Origin of the sequence: Hymenobacter segetis (genome assembly GCF_038448715.1) — a bacterium.
Taxonomy (GTDB): domain Bacteria; phylum Bacteroidota; class Bacteroidia; order Cytophagales; family Hymenobacteraceae; genus Hymenobacter; species Hymenobacter segetis.
The window spans coordinates 134,437-154,292 of record NZ_JBCEVZ010000003.1 but is presented as its reverse complement, the minus strand read 5'-3'; the positions used below and the strand labels follow the sequence as shown (position 1 = coordinate 154,292).

18 protein-coding genes and 1 other RNA gene are annotated in these 19,856 nt (G+C 60.0%); 9 read left to right on the top strand and 10 right to left on the bottom strand.

The window, feature by feature from the left end; translation table 11 throughout:
* Nucleotides 1-2 precede the first annotated feature (2 nt).
* On the bottom strand, nucleotides 3-914 hold the full coding sequence (locus AAFH49_RS02710; RefSeq protein WP_342295823.1) for a DUF2971 domain-containing protein: 912 nt from the start codon (nucleotides 912-914) through the stop codon (nucleotides 3-5).
* Between the two features lie 178 nt (nucleotides 915-1,092).
* On the opposite strand from AAFH49_RS02710, the gene dnaN reads away from it, so the two are divergent.
* Nucleotides 1,093-2,217 carry a DNA polymerase III subunit beta gene (dnaN, locus tag AAFH49_RS02705; RefSeq protein ID WP_342295821.1) on the top strand — a complete coding sequence of 375 codons (1,125 nt, stop codon included), beginning with the start codon at nucleotides 1,093-1,095 and terminating at the stop codon, nucleotides 2,215-2,217.
* 120 nt (nucleotides 2,218-2,337) lie between these two features.
* On the top strand, nucleotides 2,338-2,682 hold the full coding sequence (gene gldC / locus AAFH49_RS02700; RefSeq protein WP_342295819.1) for a gliding motility protein GldC: 345 nt from the start codon (nucleotides 2,338-2,340) through the stop codon (nucleotides 2,680-2,682).
* Between the two features lie 111 nt (nucleotides 2,683-2,793).
* Here the strand turns inward: gldC and AAFH49_RS02695 are convergent, their stop codons facing one another.
* The 5 genes from AAFH49_RS02695 to AAFH49_RS02675 form a co-directional block, all read right to left on the bottom strand.
* The gene (locus AAFH49_RS02695; protein ID WP_342295818.1) at nucleotides 2,794-3,339 is read right to left on the bottom strand and encodes a hypothetical protein; all 546 of its coding nucleotides are present in this window, start codon (nucleotides 3,337-3,339) and stop codon (nucleotides 2,794-2,796) included.
* A 132-nt stretch (nucleotides 3,340-3,471) separates the two neighbouring features.
* Nucleotides 3,472-4,011 carry a dCTP deaminase gene (gene dcd, locus AAFH49_RS02690; protein WP_342295817.1) on the bottom strand — a complete coding sequence of 180 codons (540 nt, stop codon included), beginning with the start codon at nucleotides 4,009-4,011 and terminating at the stop codon, nucleotides 3,472-3,474.
* Between the two features lie 158 nt (nucleotides 4,012-4,169).
* Nucleotides 4,170-5,078 carry a hypothetical protein gene (locus AAFH49_RS02685; RefSeq protein ID WP_342295816.1) on the bottom strand — a complete coding sequence of 303 codons (909 nt, stop codon included), beginning with the start codon at nucleotides 5,076-5,078 and terminating at the stop codon, nucleotides 4,170-4,172.
* Nucleotides 5,079-5,106: 28 nt separating this feature from the next.
* The gene (gene hemL, locus AAFH49_RS02680; protein WP_342295815.1) at nucleotides 5,107-6,405 is read right to left on the bottom strand and encodes a glutamate-1-semialdehyde 2,1-aminomutase; all 1,299 of its coding nucleotides are present in this window, start codon (nucleotides 6,403-6,405) and stop codon (nucleotides 5,107-5,109) included.
* Between the two features lie 149 nt (nucleotides 6,406-6,554).
* Complete coding sequence (locus tag AAFH49_RS02675) at nucleotides 6,555-8,426, bottom strand: ABC transporter substrate-binding protein (protein ID WP_342295813.1); 1,872 nt, start codon at nucleotides 8,424-8,426, stop codon at nucleotides 6,555-6,557.
* Between the two features lie 151 nt (nucleotides 8,427-8,577).
* Between AAFH49_RS02675 and AAFH49_RS02670 the strand changes: the two genes are divergently transcribed.
* Nucleotides 8,578-9,258, top strand: coding sequence for a DUF1361 domain-containing protein (locus AAFH49_RS02670; RefSeq protein WP_342295811.1), 681 nt, complete (start codon nucleotides 8,578-8,580; stop codon nucleotides 9,256-9,258).
* 102 nt (nucleotides 9,259-9,360) lie between these two features.
* On the opposite strand, the gene AAFH49_RS02665 is transcribed toward AAFH49_RS02670, so the two are convergent.
* A complete protein-coding gene (locus AAFH49_RS02665) occupies nucleotides 9,361-9,876 on the bottom strand; it encodes an SdpI family protein (RefSeq protein WP_342295809.1) in 516 nt (171 codons plus the stop codon).
* Nucleotides 9,877-9,953: 77 nt separating this feature from the next.
* The gene (locus tag AAFH49_RS02660; RefSeq protein ID WP_342295807.1) at nucleotides 9,954-10,382 is read right to left on the bottom strand and encodes a DUF1810 domain-containing protein; all 429 of its coding nucleotides are present in this window, start codon (nucleotides 10,380-10,382) and stop codon (nucleotides 9,954-9,956) included.
* Nucleotides 10,383-10,588: 206 nt separating this feature from the next.
* On the opposite strand from AAFH49_RS02660, the gene AAFH49_RS02655 reads away from it, so the two are divergent.
* Together AAFH49_RS02655 and dgt are read left to right on the top strand one after the other, a co-directional pair.
* Nucleotides 10,589-13,600, top strand: a complete 3,012-nt coding sequence (locus AAFH49_RS02655) for a M1 family metallopeptidase (RefSeq protein WP_342295805.1) — start codon at nucleotides 10,589-10,591, stop codon at nucleotides 13,598-13,600.
* A 122-nt stretch (nucleotides 13,601-13,722) separates the two neighbouring features.
* Complete coding sequence (dgt, locus tag AAFH49_RS02650) at nucleotides 13,723-15,102, top strand: dGTP triphosphohydrolase (RefSeq protein ID WP_342295803.1); 1,380 nt, start codon at nucleotides 13,723-13,725, stop codon at nucleotides 15,100-15,102.
* Between the two features lie 230 nt (nucleotides 15,103-15,332).
* On the opposite strand, the gene AAFH49_RS02645 is transcribed toward dgt, so the two are convergent.
* Both AAFH49_RS02645 and guaA read right to left on the bottom strand, forming a co-directional pair.
* The gene (locus tag AAFH49_RS02645; RefSeq protein ID WP_342295802.1) at nucleotides 15,333-16,028 is read right to left on the bottom strand and encodes a type 1 glutamine amidotransferase; all 696 of its coding nucleotides are present in this window, start codon (nucleotides 16,026-16,028) and stop codon (nucleotides 15,333-15,335) included.
* Between the two features lie 181 nt (nucleotides 16,029-16,209).
* Complete coding sequence (gene guaA, locus AAFH49_RS02640; RefSeq protein WP_342295801.1) at nucleotides 16,210-17,745, bottom strand: glutamine-hydrolyzing GMP synthase; 1,536 nt, start codon at nucleotides 17,743-17,745, stop codon at nucleotides 16,210-16,212.
* Nucleotides 17,746-18,021: 276 nt separating this feature from the next.
* On the opposite strand from guaA, the gene ffs reads away from it, so the two are divergent.
* The 4 genes from ffs to AAFH49_RS02620 all read left to right on the top strand — a co-directional run bounded on the left by ffs (nucleotide 18,022) and on the right by AAFH49_RS02620 (nucleotide 19,848).
* Nucleotides 18,022-18,119: signal recognition particle sRNA small type (gene ffs / locus AAFH49_RS02635), an RNA gene on the top strand.
* Between the two features lie 94 nt (nucleotides 18,120-18,213).
* Nucleotides 18,214-18,870 carry a fructose-6-phosphate aldolase gene (fsa, locus tag AAFH49_RS02630; protein ID WP_342295800.1) on the top strand — a complete coding sequence of 219 codons (657 nt, stop codon included), beginning with the start codon at nucleotides 18,214-18,216 and terminating at the stop codon, nucleotides 18,868-18,870.
* An 83-nt stretch (nucleotides 18,871-18,953) separates the two neighbouring features.
* Nucleotides 18,954-19,157 carry a fructose-6-phosphate aldolase gene (locus AAFH49_RS02625; protein WP_208174678.1) on the top strand — a complete coding sequence of 68 codons (204 nt, stop codon included), beginning with the start codon at nucleotides 18,954-18,956 and terminating at the stop codon, nucleotides 19,155-19,157.
* A gap of 4 nt (nucleotides 19,158-19,161) precedes the next feature.
* Nucleotides 19,162-19,848, top strand: a complete 687-nt coding sequence (locus tag AAFH49_RS02620) for a cell division ATP-binding protein FtsE (protein WP_342295797.1) — start codon at nucleotides 19,162-19,164, stop codon at nucleotides 19,846-19,848.
* The last annotated feature ends 8 nt before the right edge of the window (nucleotides 19,849-19,856 follow it).

Below are 19,856 nucleotides of genomic sequence, written 5' to 3'. Positions count from 1 at the left end.
CTTTAGATGCTCACTGTGTCAAATTGAATCGAAAAAGAATCAGAGCTTTTTGATGCCTGATACACCTTTGTCAAAGGATATTTTCTTCTGACAATGTCTTTTATCTTTTCACTTGTTACTTCTTCACACTTGACACCAAGGTAAACGGCCTTCATTGTTGAAGCATCAAAATGCTTTTTCCTATCATTCTGGCTGACAAGGCCGTCAGCAATACACCTCATTTCTTGTTCGTATTTCCAGTCCAATGATTTTGTGAAAATCATATTAGCAATGGCATCATCTGCCTGATTGTGAAAGTTCAGCTTGACTAGCATTTCTGAATAGCATACATCTAATGGATGGATGCCATAAGGATTCTCGCTATCAGAACTGAATTCCAAACAGAAACCACGGTGGCTATTCGCATAATGTGCCCACATCAATATAGAGTCATTGATTCTGGAGAAACAGCATACTCCAATGTCCTTGACTCGCTGTTTAAATCGTTCGACAGCTCTTTTATTGAAGTCCGTATTAGTACGGCTGGAAAAATCTACTAAGTCAAGTGAGCAATCGAATGGGTCATTGAAATAGGAAGGTGGAGACAGGTAAATGTACCCATCTTCTAAGCTAGAAAAATGATGGTCTTGTGTCCCGAAATACTTGAAAAAGGTTTTGGGGTGGCCAATTTTCCTCCTAATGTATTCGAGCTTTTGAAACGTTGTTGCATCTCGGCTACTTACTTCAAGAGTTGATGAAGAAGCTCTTTTACCACCGTTCAGAATTCCGTCTACAATATCTAGTTGCTCTACGGAGAGTTTAGTTGTCGGCTTGTTTTCGACGTAATGTCCCCTACCAGCTAATGCGTCTGTGATTTCCTGCATCGACACATTCAAATCCTTCGCGGCCTGTTGGAGTCTTTTCGGGTATTGCATTGGTAGAAAATGTTACTTCGTCTTGAAAAGTTAAGTCGAAGTTCAGAATGAGCTACCGATTATTCTGACATCAGTTTGTCTGTCCTGCTCATTCCATTCTCCCTGACCGCGCCCCTTCCAAACCCCAACCGCACCCCCTATCTTTGCCCTCCCTAATTCCTAGCCCTAGCCTCGCACCATGAAATTCATCGTATCATCCTCCGCGCTGCTCAAGCAGCTGCAAAGCATCAACGGCGTGGTTACGAACAACCCCGTGGTGCCCATTTTGGAGAACTTTCTCTTTGAAATTGAGGCCGGTAAGCTCACCATCACCGCCTCCGACCTGGAGACGAGCATGATTACCGAGCTGCCCGTGGAGGCCCGCGACACCGGCCGCATCGCCGCGCCCGCCCGCATCCTGCTCGATACCCTCAAGAACCTGCCCGACCAGCCCGTCACCTTCACGCTGGACGAGGAAACCTATACCATCGAAATCAGCTCCTCGAACGGCCGCTACAAGCTGGCCGGCGAGAATGCCGCCGACTTCCCCCGCGTGCCGGTGGTGAAGGGCTCGGCCCCGATTGAGATGCCCTCCTCGTCGCTGGCCCGCGCCATCAACAAAACCATCTTCGCGGTAAGCACCGACGAGCTGCGCCCGGCCATGACCGGCATCCTCGTGCAGCTGGCCGACTCGCAGGTGACCTTCGTGGCCACCGACGGCCACCGCCTGCTGCGCTACCGCCGCCAGGACGTGGGCGCGGGCCAAACCGCCAACCTCATCATCCCGCGCAAAGCCTTCAACCTGCTGAAAGGCACGCTGCCCTCGGAGGCCACGCCGGTGAAAATCGAGTTCAACCAGAGCAACGCCTTCTTCTCCTTCAACCAGATGCGCCTCGTGTGCCGCCTGATTGACGAGCGGTACCCGGACTACGAAAACGTGATTCCGGTGAGCAACCCCAACAAGCTCATCATCAACCGGTCGGAGCTGTTGAATTCGGTGCGCCGCATCAGCATCTACTCCAACAAAACCACTCATCAGGTGCGCCTGCGCCTAGCCGGCTCCGAGCTGGTGGTTTCGGCCGAAGACCTCGATTTTAGCAACGAAGCCAAGGAAACCCTCACCTGCCAGTACGACGGCGAGGACATGGAAATTGGCTTCAACGCCCGCTTCCTGCTCGAAATGCTCTCGAACATCGACTCCGAGGAAATCACCCTGGAGCTGAGCACACCCAACCGCGCCGGCCTGCTCATGCCCACCACGCCGGATGACAACGAAAGCATCCTGATGCTGGTGATGCCGGTGATGCTGAACAACTACGTCTAACTTTTTGCCTCCAAAACTGTCATCCTGAGCGTAGCGAAGGACCTTATCACCACCGAACGACAGCCGTTCTGATTTGGTAAGGTCCTTCGCTACGCTCAGGATGACACATTTTTACCCTCTATGAAAAAATCAGAAATACGCTTCAGCATCGCCCTCGACGACAACAAAGTACCTGAGGCCATCAGCTGGTCGGCCACCGATGCGGGGCCGGATATTCACTTCGCCAAAGCCATCAACATCGCGCTGTGGGACCGGGAGCAAGCTGGTACCATGAAAATTGACCTCTGGACCAAGGACATGCCCGTGGACGAGATGAAGCGCTTCGTGGTCGACAACATTGGCTCGATGGCCGAGAACATCGTGACGGCTACCGACGACAAGGAAATGGCCAACAAGATGCGCGCGCTTTGCAAAGAGCTGTCGGAATACCTGGATAAGCAGGAACAAACGCAGGAGCGCCTGTAACACAGGCTCTAGCTTGTGCATGCTAGAACAGAAGTCCCATAAAAAAGCCCTGCCGGATATATCCGGCAGGGCTTTTCATATTTAGGCGCAAGCCAAAGCGTGCGCTACAATTTATCGGGCATTGCGGCCAAGGTTGCCAGCGGGGCGGTTGGTAGGCCGGGTACTAGTTGGGGCAATAGAAGCGTCGTTAGCACGGGCCGGCGACGGGTTCTGTATCGAATTGGTAAGCAAAATGCTGGCCGACTGGCTGGCGAAATCCCGGTCAGTCTTATTGTAGACACCACGGGAGCCGAAGTAGCTGCTGTATTGGTCATTGCTAAGGAAGGCCTGGAATTCCTGGTCCCGCTCTTTGCAGACACCGTTGCACTGCTCATCAATCAGCCGTTGGTTACCAGCGTTTTTGCGCTCGATGGCCGCCATTTTGGCAATTTTATCGGCATTCACGGCGCGGAGCTTGGTGGCCTGGTAGTTATTGAGGTGCAGGTCGCGCACCATCTGCTCGCTGAGGCGGTCGGCACGGGCTTGCACGGGGTTGAGGCGGGGGCTGGACTGGGTTTTGTCCTGCACGGCCACGGTGCTATTGGGCCCCTGCTGGGCGGCAGCAGAACCGGCCAGAAGCGCCAGCAAAAGAGAAGCAAAAGCAGTTTTCGTCGTCATCGTCGTAGGGGTTTCAGTTGCACACTTACGCAAGGACCGGGCCAGCCCTGAGCGGCGCAGTCACCGATTTCAACGCAAAAAAGCGCGGCACGGTTCGGAATTATCGTCCCTGAATTACCTCAACGCTATATTCTACCACTTATTTTTCCACATCATCGACTCTACCGGCTTATCGGTTTTGTCGTTGTATTTGGCGTTTTCCTTGCGATTGTAGAAGGTGTTTACATCGCCCTGCACCGTGAAGTAAATCAGTTGGCCGATGGGCATATTTCGGTACACCCGCACGGGCATCGACACGCTGATTTCCAGCGTCCAATGGTTGCAAAAGCCCACGTCGCCCTTTCCGGCCGTGGCGTGAATATCGATGCCAAGGCGGCCCACGCTGCTCTTGCCTTCGAGGAAGGGCACAGTGGCGTGGGTTTCGGTGTATTCCTGCGTCACGCCGAGGTAAAGGCGGCCGGGCTGGAGCACGTACCCTTCATCCTCAGGGATTTCAAAAGTATCAATCTCGTTGTGCTTGCGGGCGTCCAGCACCTCATCGCGGTAGGTGGCGAGGTACTTGCCGAGGTGCACATCGTAAGAGTTGGTGCCCAGGCAGCTGCGGTCGTAGGGCTCGATAACGATGGTGCCTTTTTCGATTTCCGCGAGGATTTGCTGGTCGGTAAGAATCATTGGGGATTGTTAATTCCGGTTAAAAAGAACGTCATGCTGAGCGCAGTCGAAGCATCTCTATTGCGCAAGTAATTCGTTTACTGCTGCGGTAGAGATACTTCGACTGCGCTCAGCATGACCGAATTATTGGCGCATGTGATAAAAGTCGCCACACGATTTTAGTCGTCGTCGTGGCGGTACGGGCCGGCGGGCTCGCCTTCGGTTTCCTCGTCTTCGTCGTCCTCGTACCGGTCTTCGCGCAGGCCGCCAGGGTTGCGGTTGGGCCGCAGGCGACTGGCGAAGCTGCGGGGCTCTGGTTCAGGCTCCGGCTCGGCGCTGAGGTTATTGATGCGGCGATTCAGCCCGGGCAGCACGTTGGTAATGAGGTGGAAGAGCATCCCAGCACTGGCTAGGCTCAGCAGCAGGGTGAGGTAGTCGAGCCAGTCGTGGTGCGGGGCGGGGCCGGACGGCATCACGGGGGCGCTGGTGAGCGGGGCCTCGTCGTCGGCTGTAGCGGCGGGCGTGGTTTCCGGCTGGGGGCCGTCGGTGTCGTTGGTGGTGAGCGGGGCGGTGACGGGGGCTTCGGGCTGAGCGCCGTTATCGGCAACGGGCACGGTGGGGCCAGCGGCCGCGCCGGAGTCGTTGAACTGGGCGCTGGCCTGCTGAATGAGGCGCTGCTCGGCCCGGATGAGCGACACCCGCTCATCGCGCGGCAGGTTGTGAATGAAGAACTCGAAGTTCTTATCCAGCAGTACCGATTTCAGCTGTTTATCAAACTCCGCCAGCGTGAGGGGGCCGTTGCCGAAACGGTTTTTATACCGCTCGGCAATGCCGTTATAGTTCAGAAACAGCTGCTTGAGCGCCTTGTTGTCGCCGAAGCCATCGAAGGCGCGGCGGGCGGCGGCGGTGCGTAGCGTGAGCGGAAACTTGCCCCGGGTGAACGACTTATCGTACACCGTTTCCATGGTGCGGAAATTCAACTCATCGACGGTTTTATCGAAGAGGCGCTTGTTGGCCTGAGCGGGCGTTTCGGCGTGGGCAAACGCCGCAAATAACAAAAGCAGGCTTAGCAGACGGAATTTTAGCATTGGGCAAAGGTCGCAGATTTAACGTGCGTTACAAGCTGTGAGCTTCTTTCAACGATTCGCGGCAGGCGGTCAGGTATTTTTCCACCATCTCATCGGTGATGGCCGTGGACACAAACAGCGCTTCGAACTGCGAGGGCGCGAGGTAGATGCCCCGGTTCAGCATAGCGTGGAAATAGCGGCCGAACGCGGCGGTATCGCAGTGTTTGGCATCGTCCAGATTATTCACCGGCTTATCAGTGAAGAATAAGCTGAACATGGAGCCCACGCGATTCACGGTGTAGTTCAGGCCAAGCTCGGCGGCAATCTGGCGGGTACCGTCAGCGAGGCGGGCGCTGCTGGCTTCAAGGGCAGTGTAGAGCTCGGGGTGCTCGTGCAGATAGCGGAGCTGGGCCATACCGGCGGCAGTAGCCATGGGGTTGCCGGAGAGGGTGCCGGCCTGGTACACTTTGCCGGCCGGGGCTACGCAGTTCATGATGTCTTCGCGGCCGCCGTAAGCGCCTACGGGCAGGCCGCCGCCGATGATTTTGCCCAGCGTCGTCATGTCAGCTTTGATGCCGTAGAGCTGCTGCGCGCCGCCCGGCGCGAGACGGAAGCCGGTCATCACCTCATCGAAAATGAGCACGATGCCGTGCTGGGTGCACAGGTCGCGCAGGCCTTGCAGGAAACCTTCGGCGGGAATTACCAGGCCCATATTGCCCACCACGGGCTCCAGGATGAGGGCCGCCACCTGGCCGGGATTGGCGGCGATGAGGGCTTCGACGGCGGGCAGGTCGTTGTAGGGCGCGGTGAGGGTATCCTGGGCCACGCCCTGGGTTACGCCGGCCGAGTCGGGCTCGCCGGCGGTGAGGGCACCGCTGCCGGCGGCAATCAGGAAGGCGTCGCCGTGGCCGTGGTAGCAGCCTTCAAACTTGATGATTTTGGCGCGGCCGGTATAGCCCCGCGCGGCGCGGATGGCCGACATGCAGGCCTCCGTACCGGAGTTCACGAGGCGCACTTTTTCAATGCTGGGCACCATTTCGCGAATCAGCTCGGCCATTTCGACCTCGCGGTGCGTGGGCGCGCCGAAGCTGAGCGAGTTGGGCAGGGCGGCGCGAACGGCATCAAGCACCACCTCCGGCGCGTGGCCGAGAATCATCGGCCCCCAGGAGTTGATGAAGTCAACGTATTGGTTGCCGTCCACGTCGGTGAGCCAGGCCCCGTGGGCGCTCTGCATGAAAACGGGCGAGCCGCCTACCGAGCGAAAGGCACGCACCGGCGAGTTTACGCCGCCAGGAATGAGGGTTTTGGCACGTTCGAAAAGGGCAGCGGAAGTGGTGAGGTTGAGCATGAAAGTGATTTTGTTGAGTCGGTTCAGAACGTCATGCTGAGCGCAGCCGAAGCATCTCGCTCGCTTCGTTGCACTCGTAAATTGATTACTGCTGCACGCGAGATACTTCGGCTGCGCTCAGCATGACGTTTTATCAATTGTAAAATGGTCTAGCGCATCACCTGATACTCCAGGCCGCTGAGCTTGACGATGGGCACCACCTGGTTGTCGTGCGCGCCGCCGGGATAGCTTTCGCCTTCAAAGATGGCCCCCGTGGCCTGCGGCGCGGTGGACAAACCAGTTTGAAACGCCGGGCCATACTGAAACAGCACGTTGCCGAAATACAGCAGCATTTCAAAGCCCTGACTGGCGAAAAGCGACGGCGGCAGGTGCTGGCGCTGCAAATACAGCTGCCGGAATCGGCGGAAGCCCAGCCCCTGCTCGTCGTAGTATTTGGGCTGGATGAAGTAGGTGGCGGGGCCGTTGAGCTGGCTCACGTCGAGGCGCGGGTTATCGAGCCAGGAGCCGGGGGCCAGCACGCCAGGGCGCGTGGCAGCGGGCTGCTGTTGCACCAGCCGCAGCGCGTAGGGGCCAATGCGGCGGTTATCGGACACGACCACAACGTGGCTGGCGGCGGCCAATTCCGGCCCGGCGAAGGCGGCGGCGAGGCTCTCGTCCACATCGGGGTTGAAGCGGCGCAGGGCGCTGATTTTGCCACCCTGCTCCTCAAACGTGGCTTTGTAGGCGGTGGCGAAGTCGGCGTCGTCCTTGCTGTCTTCGTACAGCACGAGGCCCGGTCGGCCGGCTCCGAAGGCATTGAGCGCGAACTGCGCCGCCACCCGCCCCTGCGTGGCCGAGCTGGGCGCAAACAGGTAGTGCCAGGGGTTATCGAGCACCAAATCGCCATCCTGCGAGAGCGGATTGACGCAGATAATCTGGTGCTCGCGGGCGTAGCGGCCCAGCAGCTTGGCCCCCGATTTATAGACCGGACCGATGAGCATGTCCATACCGGCCAGCTCGGGAAGGGCCAGGGTTTGCTTCAGGGTGAGGGTGTCGGCCCCGGTGTCGTAGGCGAAAAGCTGGATGGGTCGGCCGGCCCGCTGAAGGCTGTCCTGGGCCAGGCGCAGGCCGGCGTACAGGTCGGTTACGAACTGGTTTTTGCGCTGGGTCTGCCAGCTGGGGTCGTTCAGTTCGAAGGGCAGCAGCACGGCCACGTTGTAGCTGGTTTTCTTCACCGAGACAGGCCGGGGGCGCGGCGTGTAATAGGCGCGGTCGAAGCTGAACTTGGCAATCAGCTCGTCGAGCTGGGGGCGGTCGGCATCGGTGAAGGCCCCGCCGGCGATGAGGTGGTCGGCGTAGGCGCGGGCCAAGGTGATGTCGTCAGGGTAGCGGCGCAGGTTGCGCTGCCAAGTGTTGCGCTCCTTTATGCGCGGCAGATAGGCAGCCTTCATGGCCTCGCGCTCGGCCACCAGCTTATCGGGTGGCAGCTGGGTTAGGGTTTTGAGCGCCGTATCGAAATCCTCCTGCTCAAAGGAAACCTGCGCTTGCAGAAACAGCGCATCGGGCATATTCGGGTAAGCCGGGTACTCGGTGCGGAGCAGGTTGAGGAGCTGCTCAGCCTCGGGCCACTGCTTGAGGCGGGCGTTGGCCACGGCGGCCAGGTAGGCGGCATCGGCGGCGCGGGCGAAGCGGGCGGTGGGCTGCGCGAGGGGCTCCAACTGCGCGAGGGCGGCGGCGTAGTTGCCCTGATCGAGCTGGGTTTTGCCGCTGCGGTAGCGCACGCCGGCTTCGGCGGGCGGCACGGCGGTGGGCTTGGGTTTAGTGGGTTGGGGCTTAGCAGGCTGCGGCTTGGCCGGCTGAGTGGTAGCCGGCGCTGGCTTGGCTTGCGGAGCGGTGGCCGGCTTAGCAACTGGCGGCCTGGCAGCTGGCGCAGGGCTGGCCGGCTGGGGCTTACCCGGCGTTTGGGCCAGCGCGGGGCTGGTGAGCAGCAGGCCGGCTGCCAGCCACCGAAGCGACCGCCGCAGCGAAGGAATAAACGTCATTGAACCAGAAAACACGCTTGCCCCTGTGGTAAGCAGTGCAAAATTAGCCATAAATGCCGGGGGCGGGCACGCAGCCCGCCGGGCGGCGCGTTGTCGTTTGGCCGGAATTGAAATAACCATTGCCCGGCGCTTCGGCATTAACTTTAACCTTATGCAAGCAACCACCCTTTCCAGCCAGCCCTTCACCCGCGCCCGGCTCACGCTGGTGTTCGTCCTGGCCGCGTCCGTGGCCCTGAGTGTCCTGCTGGTGGCGGGCCGGGTGCTGATGACGGGCCGCCTCACGTTCCTCTTTCTGCTCTGGAACCTGTTTCTGGCCGTGGTGCCGTTTGCGCTCAGCACCATGCTGGGCACGGCTAAGGGGCCGTTGCGGGCGCGGATGCTGGTGCCGGTGGGCGCGGCGTGGCTGCTGTTTTTCCCCAACGCGCCCTACATCCTCACCGATTTATTCCACCTCGATACCCGCCCCGGCGTGCCGCTCTGGTACGATTTGGCCCTGATACTGAGCTGCGCCTGGAACGGCCTGATGCTGGCCTACGCCTCCCTCTCCGACATGCAGCGGCTGGTGCAGCAGCGCCTGGGCTTCGGGGCCGGGTGGGGCTTTGCCACGGTGGCGCTGCTGCTCAGCAGCTTCGGCATCTACCTGGGCCGCTACCTGCGCTTCAACTCGTGGGACGTCCTCACCAACCCGCTCACGCTGTTTTTTGATATTGTGAACCGGATTCTGCACCCCTTTTCCTTCCCCGGCACGTGGGGCGTGACGCTGGTTTTCGGGTTGTTTTTGATGGTGGGCTACGGCACGGTGCGGCTCATGGGACGCACGCACGAGCAATAGTCGTCGTCGGTGGCTTAATGTAGAGACGCATAGTTGTGTCTCGTCGGCCGCGCCATTTCCACGTCATCGTTCAGCGACGAGACGCAATAATTCGTCTCCACATTACTTGTGTGCGCTGGCTACGGTAATCCAATAGCACAGGCCCGGCAGCCCCACCAGCAACCCCAGCGTGACAGGCAGCGTCCACGCCCCCAGGGAATCGGCCCGGCCGGTGGCAGTTTGGGCGGTTTGAAACACGAGCAGCAGAAACATCAGCACCATTCCGATTCTCAAGCCCCGGGCCATCCGGATGGCGGCGCGGTACTGACCCAGCGCATTGGCGGGCGTGATGGTGACAGGGTAATTCAGGGCGTGGGGGAATTTGCTGAAGGCCGTTACAATGGCCGTCATCGCCGCAAAAAGCCCCGTGGCCACCAGCGGCAGCATCAGGATGCTGTCTTTTTTGCCGTAGTGGTCGGGCACGCCGGCCGCGTCGAAATGAATGGGAATCGTATTGGGCAGGTGGAAAAAACTCCAGACGGTGAAGCCCCAAAGCAGGGCCAGCGCCCCCCAAGCGAGCAACTCTGCAGCCTTATCTGCCGGAGTTGGGGGCACGTCAATTTTCGGTCTTGCTTCCATTCTTTGGCTATAAACTGACCTGCCTTTTCTTCCTGAAGCATTTATCGCGGCAGTCAGCTTTTCATTACCAAAGGTGTTCAGGAATTGGCCGATGCGGCCAGGATACGCAGCGTTTTTTCATCCTGAACCCCGCCATAAAACTTATCCAGCACCTGCTGAAAAACCGGGCTGGCACCCAACGACGCAAACAGCGTCATCGAAGACTTCAGCTTCAGGTCATCCGGGCTGCCGAAAATAGCGTGGGCATCACTGGATGCCAGCCCAAGTAGCACCTGGCATATTTCCAGCAGCCGGGCACCCAAAACGGGATGCGACAAGTAATCCCTCGCTTCCTGAGCATCGACTAGAGCGTAGAACTGCGCCCATTCGCTGTTACCCAGCCCTTGGATTTGGGGAAAAACGTACCACATCCAGTGAGTCCGTTTGTGGCCGTTGCGTATTTCGGCCAGTGCATCACGGTAGTTGCGGTCCTGCGCGTCGGTGAATCGGTCCAAGTTGTCTTTCATAGGAAGCTAATTGGCTGTGCCCAGGATAAATATGGTTTGAGCAGCGGGGTGGCCACTTCGCTTGGCCGCGCCATAGGTTACTTCTACGATACATGCGCTCGCATCAGCCAAGCAGCGACTTGCAAACCGGCTGGCGCGGTCAGTCAGCAGCCGCGCCGTAGCTTCGTCCCAAGGGCACAACGCTACTCCCAAGCCCTCATTGAAGCATGACCAAACGCATACTCGTCGGCCTGCTGGCCCTGCTGCCCGGCCTGGCCCTGGCCCAGCGCCACACACCCAAGCCCACGCCGTCCAAAGTGGCCGGCCCTTATTTCCAGCAGGAAGTCAATTATTCCATCGATGTAACGCTCGATGACAAGACCAACTTCCTCACCGGGCGCGAGGAACTGACTTATATCAACCACTCGCCACAGGCCCTCACCTTCATCTGGTTTCACCTGTGGCCGAATGCTTACAAGGACAACTCCACGGCTTTTGCGAAGCAGCAATTGCGCGACGGCAAGCGCACGTATCAATTTGCGCCAGCTGAGGGGCGGGGCTTTATCGACGGGCTCGATTTCAAGGTGAATGGCCAAGCGGCCAAGCTCGAATTCGACCCCAAAAACGCCGACATTGCCAAGCTGGTGCTGCCGCAGCCGCTGGCGGTGGGGGCCAGCGCAACCATTAGCACGCCGTTTCGGGTGAAGATTCCGGCGTCGTTTTCGCGGTTTGGGCACGTGGGGCAGAGCTACCAGATTACGCAGTGGTACCCCAAGCCGGCGGTGCTGGACCGGCGCGGTTGGCACCCCATCCCCTACCTCGACCAGGGCGAATTCTACTCCGAATTCGGCTCGTTCGACGTCACCATTACCCTGCCCACCAACTACACCGTGGGGGCCACCGGCGAGCTGCAAAACCCCGACGAGCGCGCCCGCATGGACGCCCTGGCCGCCACCGCCGCCGCCAAGAAAACCGCCCAGGATTTCGGCACCGACCTGAAATTCCCGGCTTCCGACGCCACCACCAAAACCCTGCGCTACAAGCAGGACCGCATCCACGACTTTGCCTGGTTTGCCGATAAGCGCTTCAACGTGCTGAAAAGCGGCGTGATGCTACCCTCGGGTCGCACCGTCACCTCGTGGGTTCTCTTCACCAACAAAGAGGCCACGAAGTGGATAAAGGGCCTCCAGGACGTGAACGACGCCCTCACCTATTACTCGAAATGGGTGGGAGAGTACCCCTACTCGGCCGCCACGGCCGTGGATGGTGCTCTGAGTGCCGGCAGCGGCATGGAGTACCCGATGGTGACCGTAACCATGCCCAGCGCCATTGTGCACGAGGTGGGCCACAACTGGTTTTATGGCATTTTGGGCTCGAATGAGCGGGATTTCCCGTGGATGGACGAGGGCGTGAACACCTACGTGGAAGGCCGCGTGAGCGAGCTCGACACGGTGAAGCCCGGCGGCTTCATGGGCTTTGCCCAGAGCCCGCGCATCGCCCGCACCTTCGGCCTTGAGAAGCTGCCCCGGTCGGCTTTCGACCAAGTGCCCTACCAAGCCCTGGCCAGCCGGGGGCTCGACCAGCCGGTGCAGGGCCCCTCCTCGGCCGATTATACCACGCTGAACTACGGCATTGTGGTGTACCAGAAAACGGGCTCGCTCCTGAAGTACCTGGCGGGCTACCTGGGCCAGGAGAAGTTCGATGCCGCCATGCACCTCTACTACGAGCGGTGGCAGTTCAAGCACCCCTACCCCGAGGATATGCAGATGGTGTTTGAGGAAAGCACGGGCCAGAAGCTGGGCTGGTTTTTCCAGGGAATGATGACCAATACCCAGCACTACGATGCGGATTTGCAGACCCTGGCCAGCTTCAACGACTTGGTGAAGGTGCTGGTTCGCACCGATTCGCCCACGCCTTGGGCCGTGCCGGTATCGTCCGTCGATGCCAATGGCAAGGTGCTCGAAACGCTCTGGACCACGCCCTTCGGCAACACCGACCCCAACGCCGAGGAGGAAGCCACCAGCCAGCTCAACTTCAAGCGCGCCAACGTGGCCGCCCTCGTGGTGGATGCCAACTACGTCACGCCCGAACTCAACCGCCGCAACGACCGCCTCACTGTGGCCGACCATCCTTCGCGCTTCACCCCCATTCGCCTGCGGCCGCTGGCCAGCGTGGAGCGCTGGGACAAGGCCACCATCAGCTGGCTGCCAGTGTTAGGGGCCAATACCTCCGATAAATTCATGCTTGGCGCGGCGTTCTATAATAGCCCGCTGGCCCCCAAGCGCCTGCAATACCTGGCCATGCCCATGTACAGCTTCAGCCGGAATGAGCTGAATGGCATCGGTCAAATCCAGCTCAACGTGCTGCCGCAGCACTTCTCGCGGCAGGCAACTATTGCCATGAGCGTGCAGCGTTTCGAGCGCTACGTTAAATATGAGCCGAGTGTGAGCTTTGCGTGGCCCCACGCGCCGGGCGCGGCCCCGCAGCAGCGCCTCACCGTGGCCAACACCATTGTGGCCGATGAAGACCGCAACCGGACCGGTGTGTTTCAGGCCGTGGACTACCGCGTGAGCCACGCCAACGGCCTGCAAGGCTGGAGCGCCGCCGTGGATTTGAACCGCATGATTGCCAGCAGCGCCGACGATGCCAACAACCGCCAGGCCTTGCTGCTACGGGCCAGCACCAGCTATTTCCGTTTCTACTCACCCAGCCGCAAAGTGCAGGTGCGCCTGTTCGGCGGCCGGTTTCTACAGCAGCCCAGCAGCCCCGAGTTCGTGCTCGGCCTGAGCGGCAGCCCCGACTACCGCCGTCAAACCGCCTTCCTCGACCGCCAGCAGATATCGCACGGCGTCACGGCCCAGCTCCACCAGACCGACGACCGCGACGGCGCCTTCAAAGGCTTCCTGCCCGTGGCCGATACCAAGTGGCTCAGCACCCTCAACCTGCAAGCCGATTTGCCGGTCACGCGCCTCGCCGTCTTCGCCGATTTCGGGGCCACCCACGACTATTTCCGCACCAGCGAATCGACCACCCGCACCGCCCAGCGCCTCTATTATGATGCCGGCCTGGTGGTGCCCGTGGTGCGCGATATCTTCAGCTTCTACCTGCCCGTGGCCGGCTCGCAGTACGCCAACGGCTTCCCCGCCAGCCGCCAGGATTTCACCGACCGCATCCGGTTTGTCCTGAATCTGAACACGCTCAACCCCTTCCGGCAGCTCGATGAGCAGCTGGCGCGGTAATTATTATTGTCATCCTGAGCGCAGCGAAGGACCTTGTCACGTTTGAGCGGCTTGTTCTGGCGTGATAAGGTCCTTCGCTGCGCTCAGGATGACAGAATAACATTCTTTTCCCTACGCACTCCATGCCCGCTTCTATGCTTTGGCCCCGCCTGCTCTCGCAGCGCCGCTTCCCCGACCAGCAGCTGCCGCCCGCCAGCGCCGCCCCCGTACGCGGGGCCTTCGTGCAGGACTACGACCGCGTGGTGTTCAGTTCCGCGTTCCGGCGCTTGCAGCGCAAAACCCAGGTGATGCCCCTGCCCGAAACCGATTTCGTGCACACCCGCCTCACCCACTCGCTCGAAACCGCCGTGGTGGGCCGCTCGCTGGGCCGCCTCGCCGCCCGCCACTTAATGGAAGCTGATGCCGAACTAGCGGCCCAATTGCCCAACCTCGACCAGGACTGCGGCGACATCGTGGCCGCCGCCTGCCTGGCCCACGACATCGGCAACCCGCCCTTCGGCCACTCCGGCGAGGACGCCATCAGCAGCTACTTCCTCAGCTCCGCCGCCGCGCCGTATCTGGCGCAGCTCAGCGCCGCCGAAATCGCCGACTTGCAGCATTTTGAGGGCAACGCGGCCGGTTTTCGCATCCTCACGCACACCTACGCGGCGCACAGCACCGGCACCGCCGGCCTGGGCCTCACCTACGCCACGCTGGGCGCGTTCACCAAATATCCCAAGCCCAGCCTGGTGTCCGAGGCCGCCAAAGTGGGCGGGGCTTCCGAAAAGAAATACGGCCATTTCCAGACCGAAGGCGCCCGCTTTCAGCACGTCGCCGCCGAACTGGGCCTGCTGCCCAAAGATGCCGCCGCTGGTTTCTACCACCGCCACCCGCTGGCCTTCCTCGTCGAAGCTGCCGACGACCTCTGCTACCGCATCATCGACTTCGAGGACGGCCTCAAGCTCGGCCTCATCGCGCCCGAAACCGGCCTGCCGCTGCTCAAACGCATGCTCAACGACCCCGCCGGCCGCGTCGGCAGCGTGCAGTGGCACGACTGGCGCGAGGAGCTGGGCTACGTCCGTGCCCGCCTCATCGGCAAGCTGGTGAACGAGCTGGCCGCCCTCTTCGCCCACCACGCCCCCGCCATCCTGCGCGGCGAGTACGACCAGTCCCTCATCAAAGAACTCAGCTGCTGGGCCGATTTGCAGGAAGTGCAGCGCCTGAGCATCAACCAGCTCTACCGCAGTCGCCCGGTCCTCGAAATTGAAGCCGCTGGCTTCGAAGTCCTCGGCGGCCTGCTCGATGCCTTCCTCTGCGCCGTATTTGATAAAAGCCAAGGCCACCGCAGCCGTAAGCTGCTCCTGCTACTCCCCGAGCAATTCCGCGCCGAAGGCCACCAGGCCCACGTCTCACCCTACGAGAAAATACTCCTGCTCACCGATTTCGTGGCCGGCATGACCGACCAGAACGCGCTGAGTTTATACAAGACGATTAAGGGGATTGAGCTGCCGAAGGGGTTTTAGTAGGTGGCGTCGTAAGGATATTGAATCAAGTGCATCACAAAGAGGAGCATCAATAAAATGATGCATATCAGCGTGAGCATAAACCAACCCCATTTTAAGGCAAATTTCCAGCGCATCTGCCCGGGAGCAGGTTTGTGCCCCGGCCAAGTCAACCAAGCACAGAAGGCCAGAAAGAGAATAAGCCCGCCCAAAAGCAAGAAATGAGAGTTCATTTTTACCGGCTTTCTGGGTTATGAATTTATTTCCCCCTCATGCAGCGCCACCAGATTCTCCAGCAGCGACTCCAGCAGCTTGCGCCCTTTCCACACTGATTTCAGTTTGGCCCGAATCTGCTCCGCCGTTTGCACAAATTCCTGCTCCTCGGCCTGCTCGTGGTCTTCATCAGCCATAAGCTGCTCCACCATCGGCACCGTCATCTCAGGGTGAAACTGCAGGCCAATCACCCCATCGCCCCACACAAAGCCCTGCGTAGCCGTAGCCGCCGACATCCCCACCCGCAAGGCCCCCGGCGGCACCGTAAACGTATCCACATGCCAGTGCAGCATGGCTGCCTTTTCGGGCCACCCGCGCAGCAGCGGGTGCTCCAGTGACTTCGCCGAAAACCGCACCGTCCAGAATCCGATTTCCGGCGCGTGGTTGGGCCGCACCTCGCCGCCCAGCGCCTCGGCCACCAGTTGCGCCCCCAGGCAAATAGCCAGCGTAATCTTCCCCGCCCGCAGCGCTTCACGGATAAACGCCTTCTCCGCGCGCAACCACGGCAGCTTGTCCTCATCGTGCACGCTCATGGCCCCGCCCAGAATTAGCAGCCCATCGAAATCAGCCAGCGCCGGGAATGCCGGGTTGGGCTCGAATAGCTTGGTGAACGTGAGTGAGTGGCCGTGCGCCGCCAGCCAGTCGGCCGCGTGGCCGGGGCCCTCGGCAGGCATGTGTTGGAGGCAGTGGAAGCGCATAATTTCTGTCGATTTTGGGTAATAAATCAGAACGTCATGCTGAGCGCAGCTGAAGCATCTCTACCGCGCAAGCAATCCAATCGAAAGGATTTGCTATTGCGGGAGAGATGCTTCGACTGCGCTCAGCATGACGTTCTTTTAAATTCAGGAAGAGCGTTTACTCCCACTCAATCGTCGCCGGCGGCTTGCTCGAAATGTCATACACCACGCGGTTAATCCCCCGCACTTGGTTGATGATTTTATTGCTCACCTCGGCCAGAAACTCATAAGGCAAGTGCGCCCAGTCGGCCGTCATGCCGTCCACGCTGGTCACGGCGCGCAGGGCCACCACTTGCTCGTAGGTACGCTCGTCGCCCATCACGCCCACGCTCTGGATTGGCAGCAGCATGGCACCTGCCTGCCACACATGGCTGTAGAGGTCGTGCTTTTTGAGCAGGCTGATGAATACGTCATCGGCGCGCTGGAGCAGCTGCACCCGCTCGGGCGTGATGTCGCCGAGGATGCGGATGCCCAGGCCGGGACCGGGGAAGGGGTGGCGGTTGAGAATGTCGGCGGGTAGGCCCAGAGCGGCACCTACCTCCCGCACCTCATCCTTGAAGAGCATGCGCAGCGGCTCCACAATTTTCAGGTTCATGTCATCGGGCAGGCCGCCCACGTTGTGGTGGCTTTTGATGGTCACCGACGAGCCGTGTACCGACACCGACTCAATTACATCGGGATAAATCGTGCCCTGGGCCAGCCACGCGGCTCCCTGCACCTTGTGCGCCTCGCGGTCAAACACCTCAATAAACGTGCGGCCAATGGCTTTTCGCTTGCCCTCCGGGTCGCTGATGCCCGCCAGCGCGGCGTAGAATTCCGGCGCGGCGTTCACGCCGGTCACGTTCAGCCCGAGGCCTTCGTAGGCTTTGAGCACGTTGGCAAACTCATCCTTCCGCAGCAGGCCGTTGTCCACGAAAATGCCGTGCAAACGCGGGCCGATAGCACGGTGCAGCAGCAGCGCCGCCACGCTGCTATCCACCCCGCCCGAAAGGCCGAGAATCACTTGGTCATCCGGACCGATGGTGTTTTGCAGGGCCGTCACGGCCGAATCCACGAAGTGGTCGGGCGTCCAGGTCTGGGCGCACTGGCAGATGTCGACTACGAAGTTGCGCAGCAGCAGCTTGCCCTCCGTCGAGTGCGTCACCTCGGGGTGAAACTGGATGCCATACGTGTCCTGGCCTTCAATTTTGAAGGCGGCCACCGCCACTTCCGGCGTGCTGGCGATGATGTTGTAACCGGCCGGCAGGCGCTCAATGGTGTCGCCGTGCGACATCCAGACCTGCGATTCCAGGTGCATTTCGGCCAATAGCGGCGATGCGACATCCAGCGACGACAGCCGCGCCCGGCCATACTCGCGGATGGTGGCGGGCGTCACCTCGCCCCCGCCCTGCTGGGCCAGCAGCTGCGCGCCGTAGCACACGCCCAGCACCGGCACCCGGCCCAGGATGTGGCTCAGGTCGGGGTTGGGCGAATCCGCATCGCGTACCGAGCACGGCGAGCCGGAAAGAATAACGCCCCGAATATCATCACTGAGGACGAGGTTCGGGGCGTGGGTGTAGGGGTGAATTTCGCAGAACACATGCAATTCGCGAATGCGTCGGGCTATCAATTGCGTGTACTGCGAGCCGAAATCAAGGATGATAAGTCGTTCCATGGTGCAAAGGTAGGGAGCAGATAGAACGATAAAACTCCCCTCCTTAAAAAAGGAGGGGACGCTGCCGCATTGCGGCAGCTGGGGTGGTTGTGTCCGTTGAACGATGGTTGAACGATGGCAGAAAGCCAGCCGCAGTAGTTTTTTCAATAATTTTTCACGGCTCATACATCAGTCGTTCAACGAGTACAACCACCCCAGCTGCCGCAGGGCGGCAGCGTCCCCTCCTTTTTTAAGGAGGGGAGTTGTCGTTCGGGCGCTTTCCTGCCTATCTTTGCATCGGCAAGTCAGAACGACCAGCTCCCGCTGAACTCCCCCAGGACCGGAAGGTAGCAAGGGTAGGTGGTTGTAGCGGTGCGATTTTGGCTTGCTTTTTTTTGCCCTTTCTGGTCGGCCCCGGCGCTGCTCTGTTCCGCAATTTTGGCGGGCGAATGAGTAGCTTTGGGGCCGACTTTTTTACTCCCCAACCGCATGAAATTCTTCATCGACACCGCCAATCTGGCCGAAATCCGCGAAGCCGTGGAGCTGGGCGTCCTCGACGGCGTGACTACCAACCCTTCGCTCATGGCCAAGGAAGGCATCCGCGGCATCGACAACGTGATGGCCCACTACCGCCAAATCTGCGAGTTGGTGGACGGCGACGTGTCGGCCGAAGTCATTGCCACCGATTTCGACGGCATCATCCGCGAAGGCGAGGAGTTAGCCGAGTTGCACCCCAACATCGTGGTGAAAGTGCCCATGATTAAGGACGGAGTAAAAGCCATCAAGTACTTCTCCGACAAAGGCATCAAGACCAACTGCACGCTGATTTTCACCGCCGGCCAGGCCCTGCTGGCCGCCAAAGCCGGCGCAACTTACGTCTCCCCTTTTGTGGGTCGTTTGGACGATATTGGCCACGATGGCCTGCAGCTGGTGGAGCAGATTGTGCAGATTTTCAGCAACTACGGCTACCCCACGGAGGTGCTGGCCGCGTCAGTGCGTCACGTGCCGCACCTCATTCAGTGCGCCGAAATCGGGGCCGATGTGGTGACCTGCCCGCTCAACGTTATTATGGCGCTGCTGAACCACCCGCTCACGGACAAGGGTTTGGCAACGTTCCTGGCCGACCACAAGAAGGTAAATTCGTAGTGTTGTAGCGCATGCTTTAGCTTGCGCCCGGTTGAAGATTATCGGCCATCCAAACGCGCAAGCTAAAGCATGCGCTACACACCATGTACATCATCAAAGTAAAAGGCAAGGCCAAAATTCCCGACTACATTCAATTGCGGGACGAAGCCTTTGTGCTCATTGCCTATTTCCGGGCCGACCGGCCGCTGAAGGACCTGCACCGCTACGGCCTCGAAGGCAAGGAAACGGAGTTGGCCGCCGTGATTTCGGGGCTGGAGTTTGGCAAATTGCGTCCGTTGAGTTTGTAACTGTATGACCGAGAACGTTATTGAGCTGCACGACGCCACGATAATGCAGGAGCAACAGGCCGTATTACAGGGCGTGAGTTTTGCTCTCGAAAAAGGCGAATTCTGCTACCTCGTGGGCCGCACCGGCTCGGGCAAATCATCCCTGCTGAAAACGCTGTATGCCGACCTGCCGCTGCAAAGCGGCATGGGCACGGTGGCGGGCTTTTCGCTGCCGAAACTACCCGCCAGCAAAGTGCCGTATCTGCGCCGCAAGCTGGGCATCGTGTTTCAGGATTTCCAGCTATTGAGCGACCGTACGGTGGCCGAAAACCTCATGTTCGTGCTCAACGCCACGGGCTGGAAGGGCAAGTCGCAGAAGCAGCAGCGCATCTCGGACGTGCTGGTGCGCGTGGGCCTGAGCGGCGCGGCCAACCGGATGCCGCACCGCCTCTCGGGCGGCGAGCAGCAGCGCGTAGTAATAGCCCGCGCAATGCTGAACGAGCCCGTGCTGCTCCTGGCCGATGAGCCCACCGGCAACCTCGACCCAGACGTTTCGGCTAGCATCATGCAGCTGTTCGGCGAGATTAATAATGCGGGCACGGCTATTCTGATGGCTACGCACAACTTCCAGTTAATTGAGCAATACCCGCACCGTGTGCTGACGTGCAAAGACGGCGAATTGCTGGATTCGGCCCGCCGTTTTAGCGCTTAGTTTTTAGC

Coding starts and splice junctions, on each gene's coding strand:
- AAFH49_RS02625 (WP_208174678.1), top strand. CDS start 18,954: ATGTACATCATCAAAGTAAAAGGCAAGGCCAAAATTCCCGACTACATT.
- hemL (WP_342295815.1), bottom strand. CDS start 6,405: ATGCTCAACCTCACCACTTCCGCTGCCCTTTTCGAACGTGCCAAAACC.
- AAFH49_RS02665 (WP_342295809.1), bottom strand. CDS start 9,876: ATGGAAGCAAGACCGAAAATTGACGTGCCCCCAACTCCGGCAGATAAG.
- dcd (WP_342295817.1), bottom strand. CDS start 4,011: ATGATTCTTACCGACCAGCAAATCCTCGCGGAAATCGAAAAAGGCACC.
- dgt (WP_342295803.1), top strand. CDS start 13,723: ATGCCCGCTTCTATGCTTTGGCCCCGCCTGCTCTCGCAGCGCCGCTTC.
- fsa (WP_342295800.1), top strand. CDS start 18,214: ATGAAATTCTTCATCGACACCGCCAATCTGGCCGAAATCCGCGAAGCC.
- AAFH49_RS02660 (WP_342295807.1), bottom strand. CDS start 10,382: ATGAAAGACAACTTGGACCGATTCACCGACGCGCAGGACCGCAACTAC.
- AAFH49_RS02670 (WP_342295811.1), top strand. CDS start 8,578: ATGCAAGCAACCACCCTTTCCAGCCAGCCCTTCACCCGCGCCCGGCTC.
- AAFH49_RS02655 (WP_342295805.1), top strand. CDS start 10,589: ATGACCAAACGCATACTCGTCGGCCTGCTGGCCCTGCTGCCCGGCCTG.
- dnaN (WP_342295821.1), top strand. CDS start 1,093: ATGAAATTCATCGTATCATCCTCCGCGCTGCTCAAGCAGCTGCAAAGC.
- AAFH49_RS02675 (WP_342295813.1), bottom strand. CDS start 8,426: ATGACGTTTATTCCTTCGCTGCGGCGGTCGCTTCGGTGGCTGGCAGCC.
- gldC (WP_342295819.1), top strand. CDS start 2,338: ATGAAAAAATCAGAAATACGCTTCAGCATCGCCCTCGACGACAACAAA.
- AAFH49_RS02695 (WP_342295818.1), bottom strand. CDS start 3,339: ATGACGACGAAAACTGCTTTTGCTTCTCTTTTGCTGGCGCTTCTGGCC.
- AAFH49_RS02645 (WP_342295802.1), bottom strand. CDS start 16,028: ATGCCTGCCGAGGGCCCCGGCCACGCGGCCGACTGGCTGGCGGCGCAC.
- AAFH49_RS02685 (WP_342295816.1), bottom strand. CDS start 5,078: ATGCTAAAATTCCGTCTGCTAAGCCTGCTTTTGTTATTTGCGGCGTTT.
- AAFH49_RS02620 (WP_342295797.1), top strand. CDS start 19,162: ATGACCGAGAACGTTATTGAGCTGCACGACGCCACGATAATGCAGGAG.
- guaA (WP_342295801.1), bottom strand. CDS start 17,745: ATGGAACGACTTATCATCCTTGATTTCGGCTCGCAGTACACGCAATTG.
- AAFH49_RS02710 (WP_342295823.1), bottom strand. CDS start 914: ATGCAATACCCGAAAAGACTCCAACAGGCCGCGAAGGATTTGAATGTG.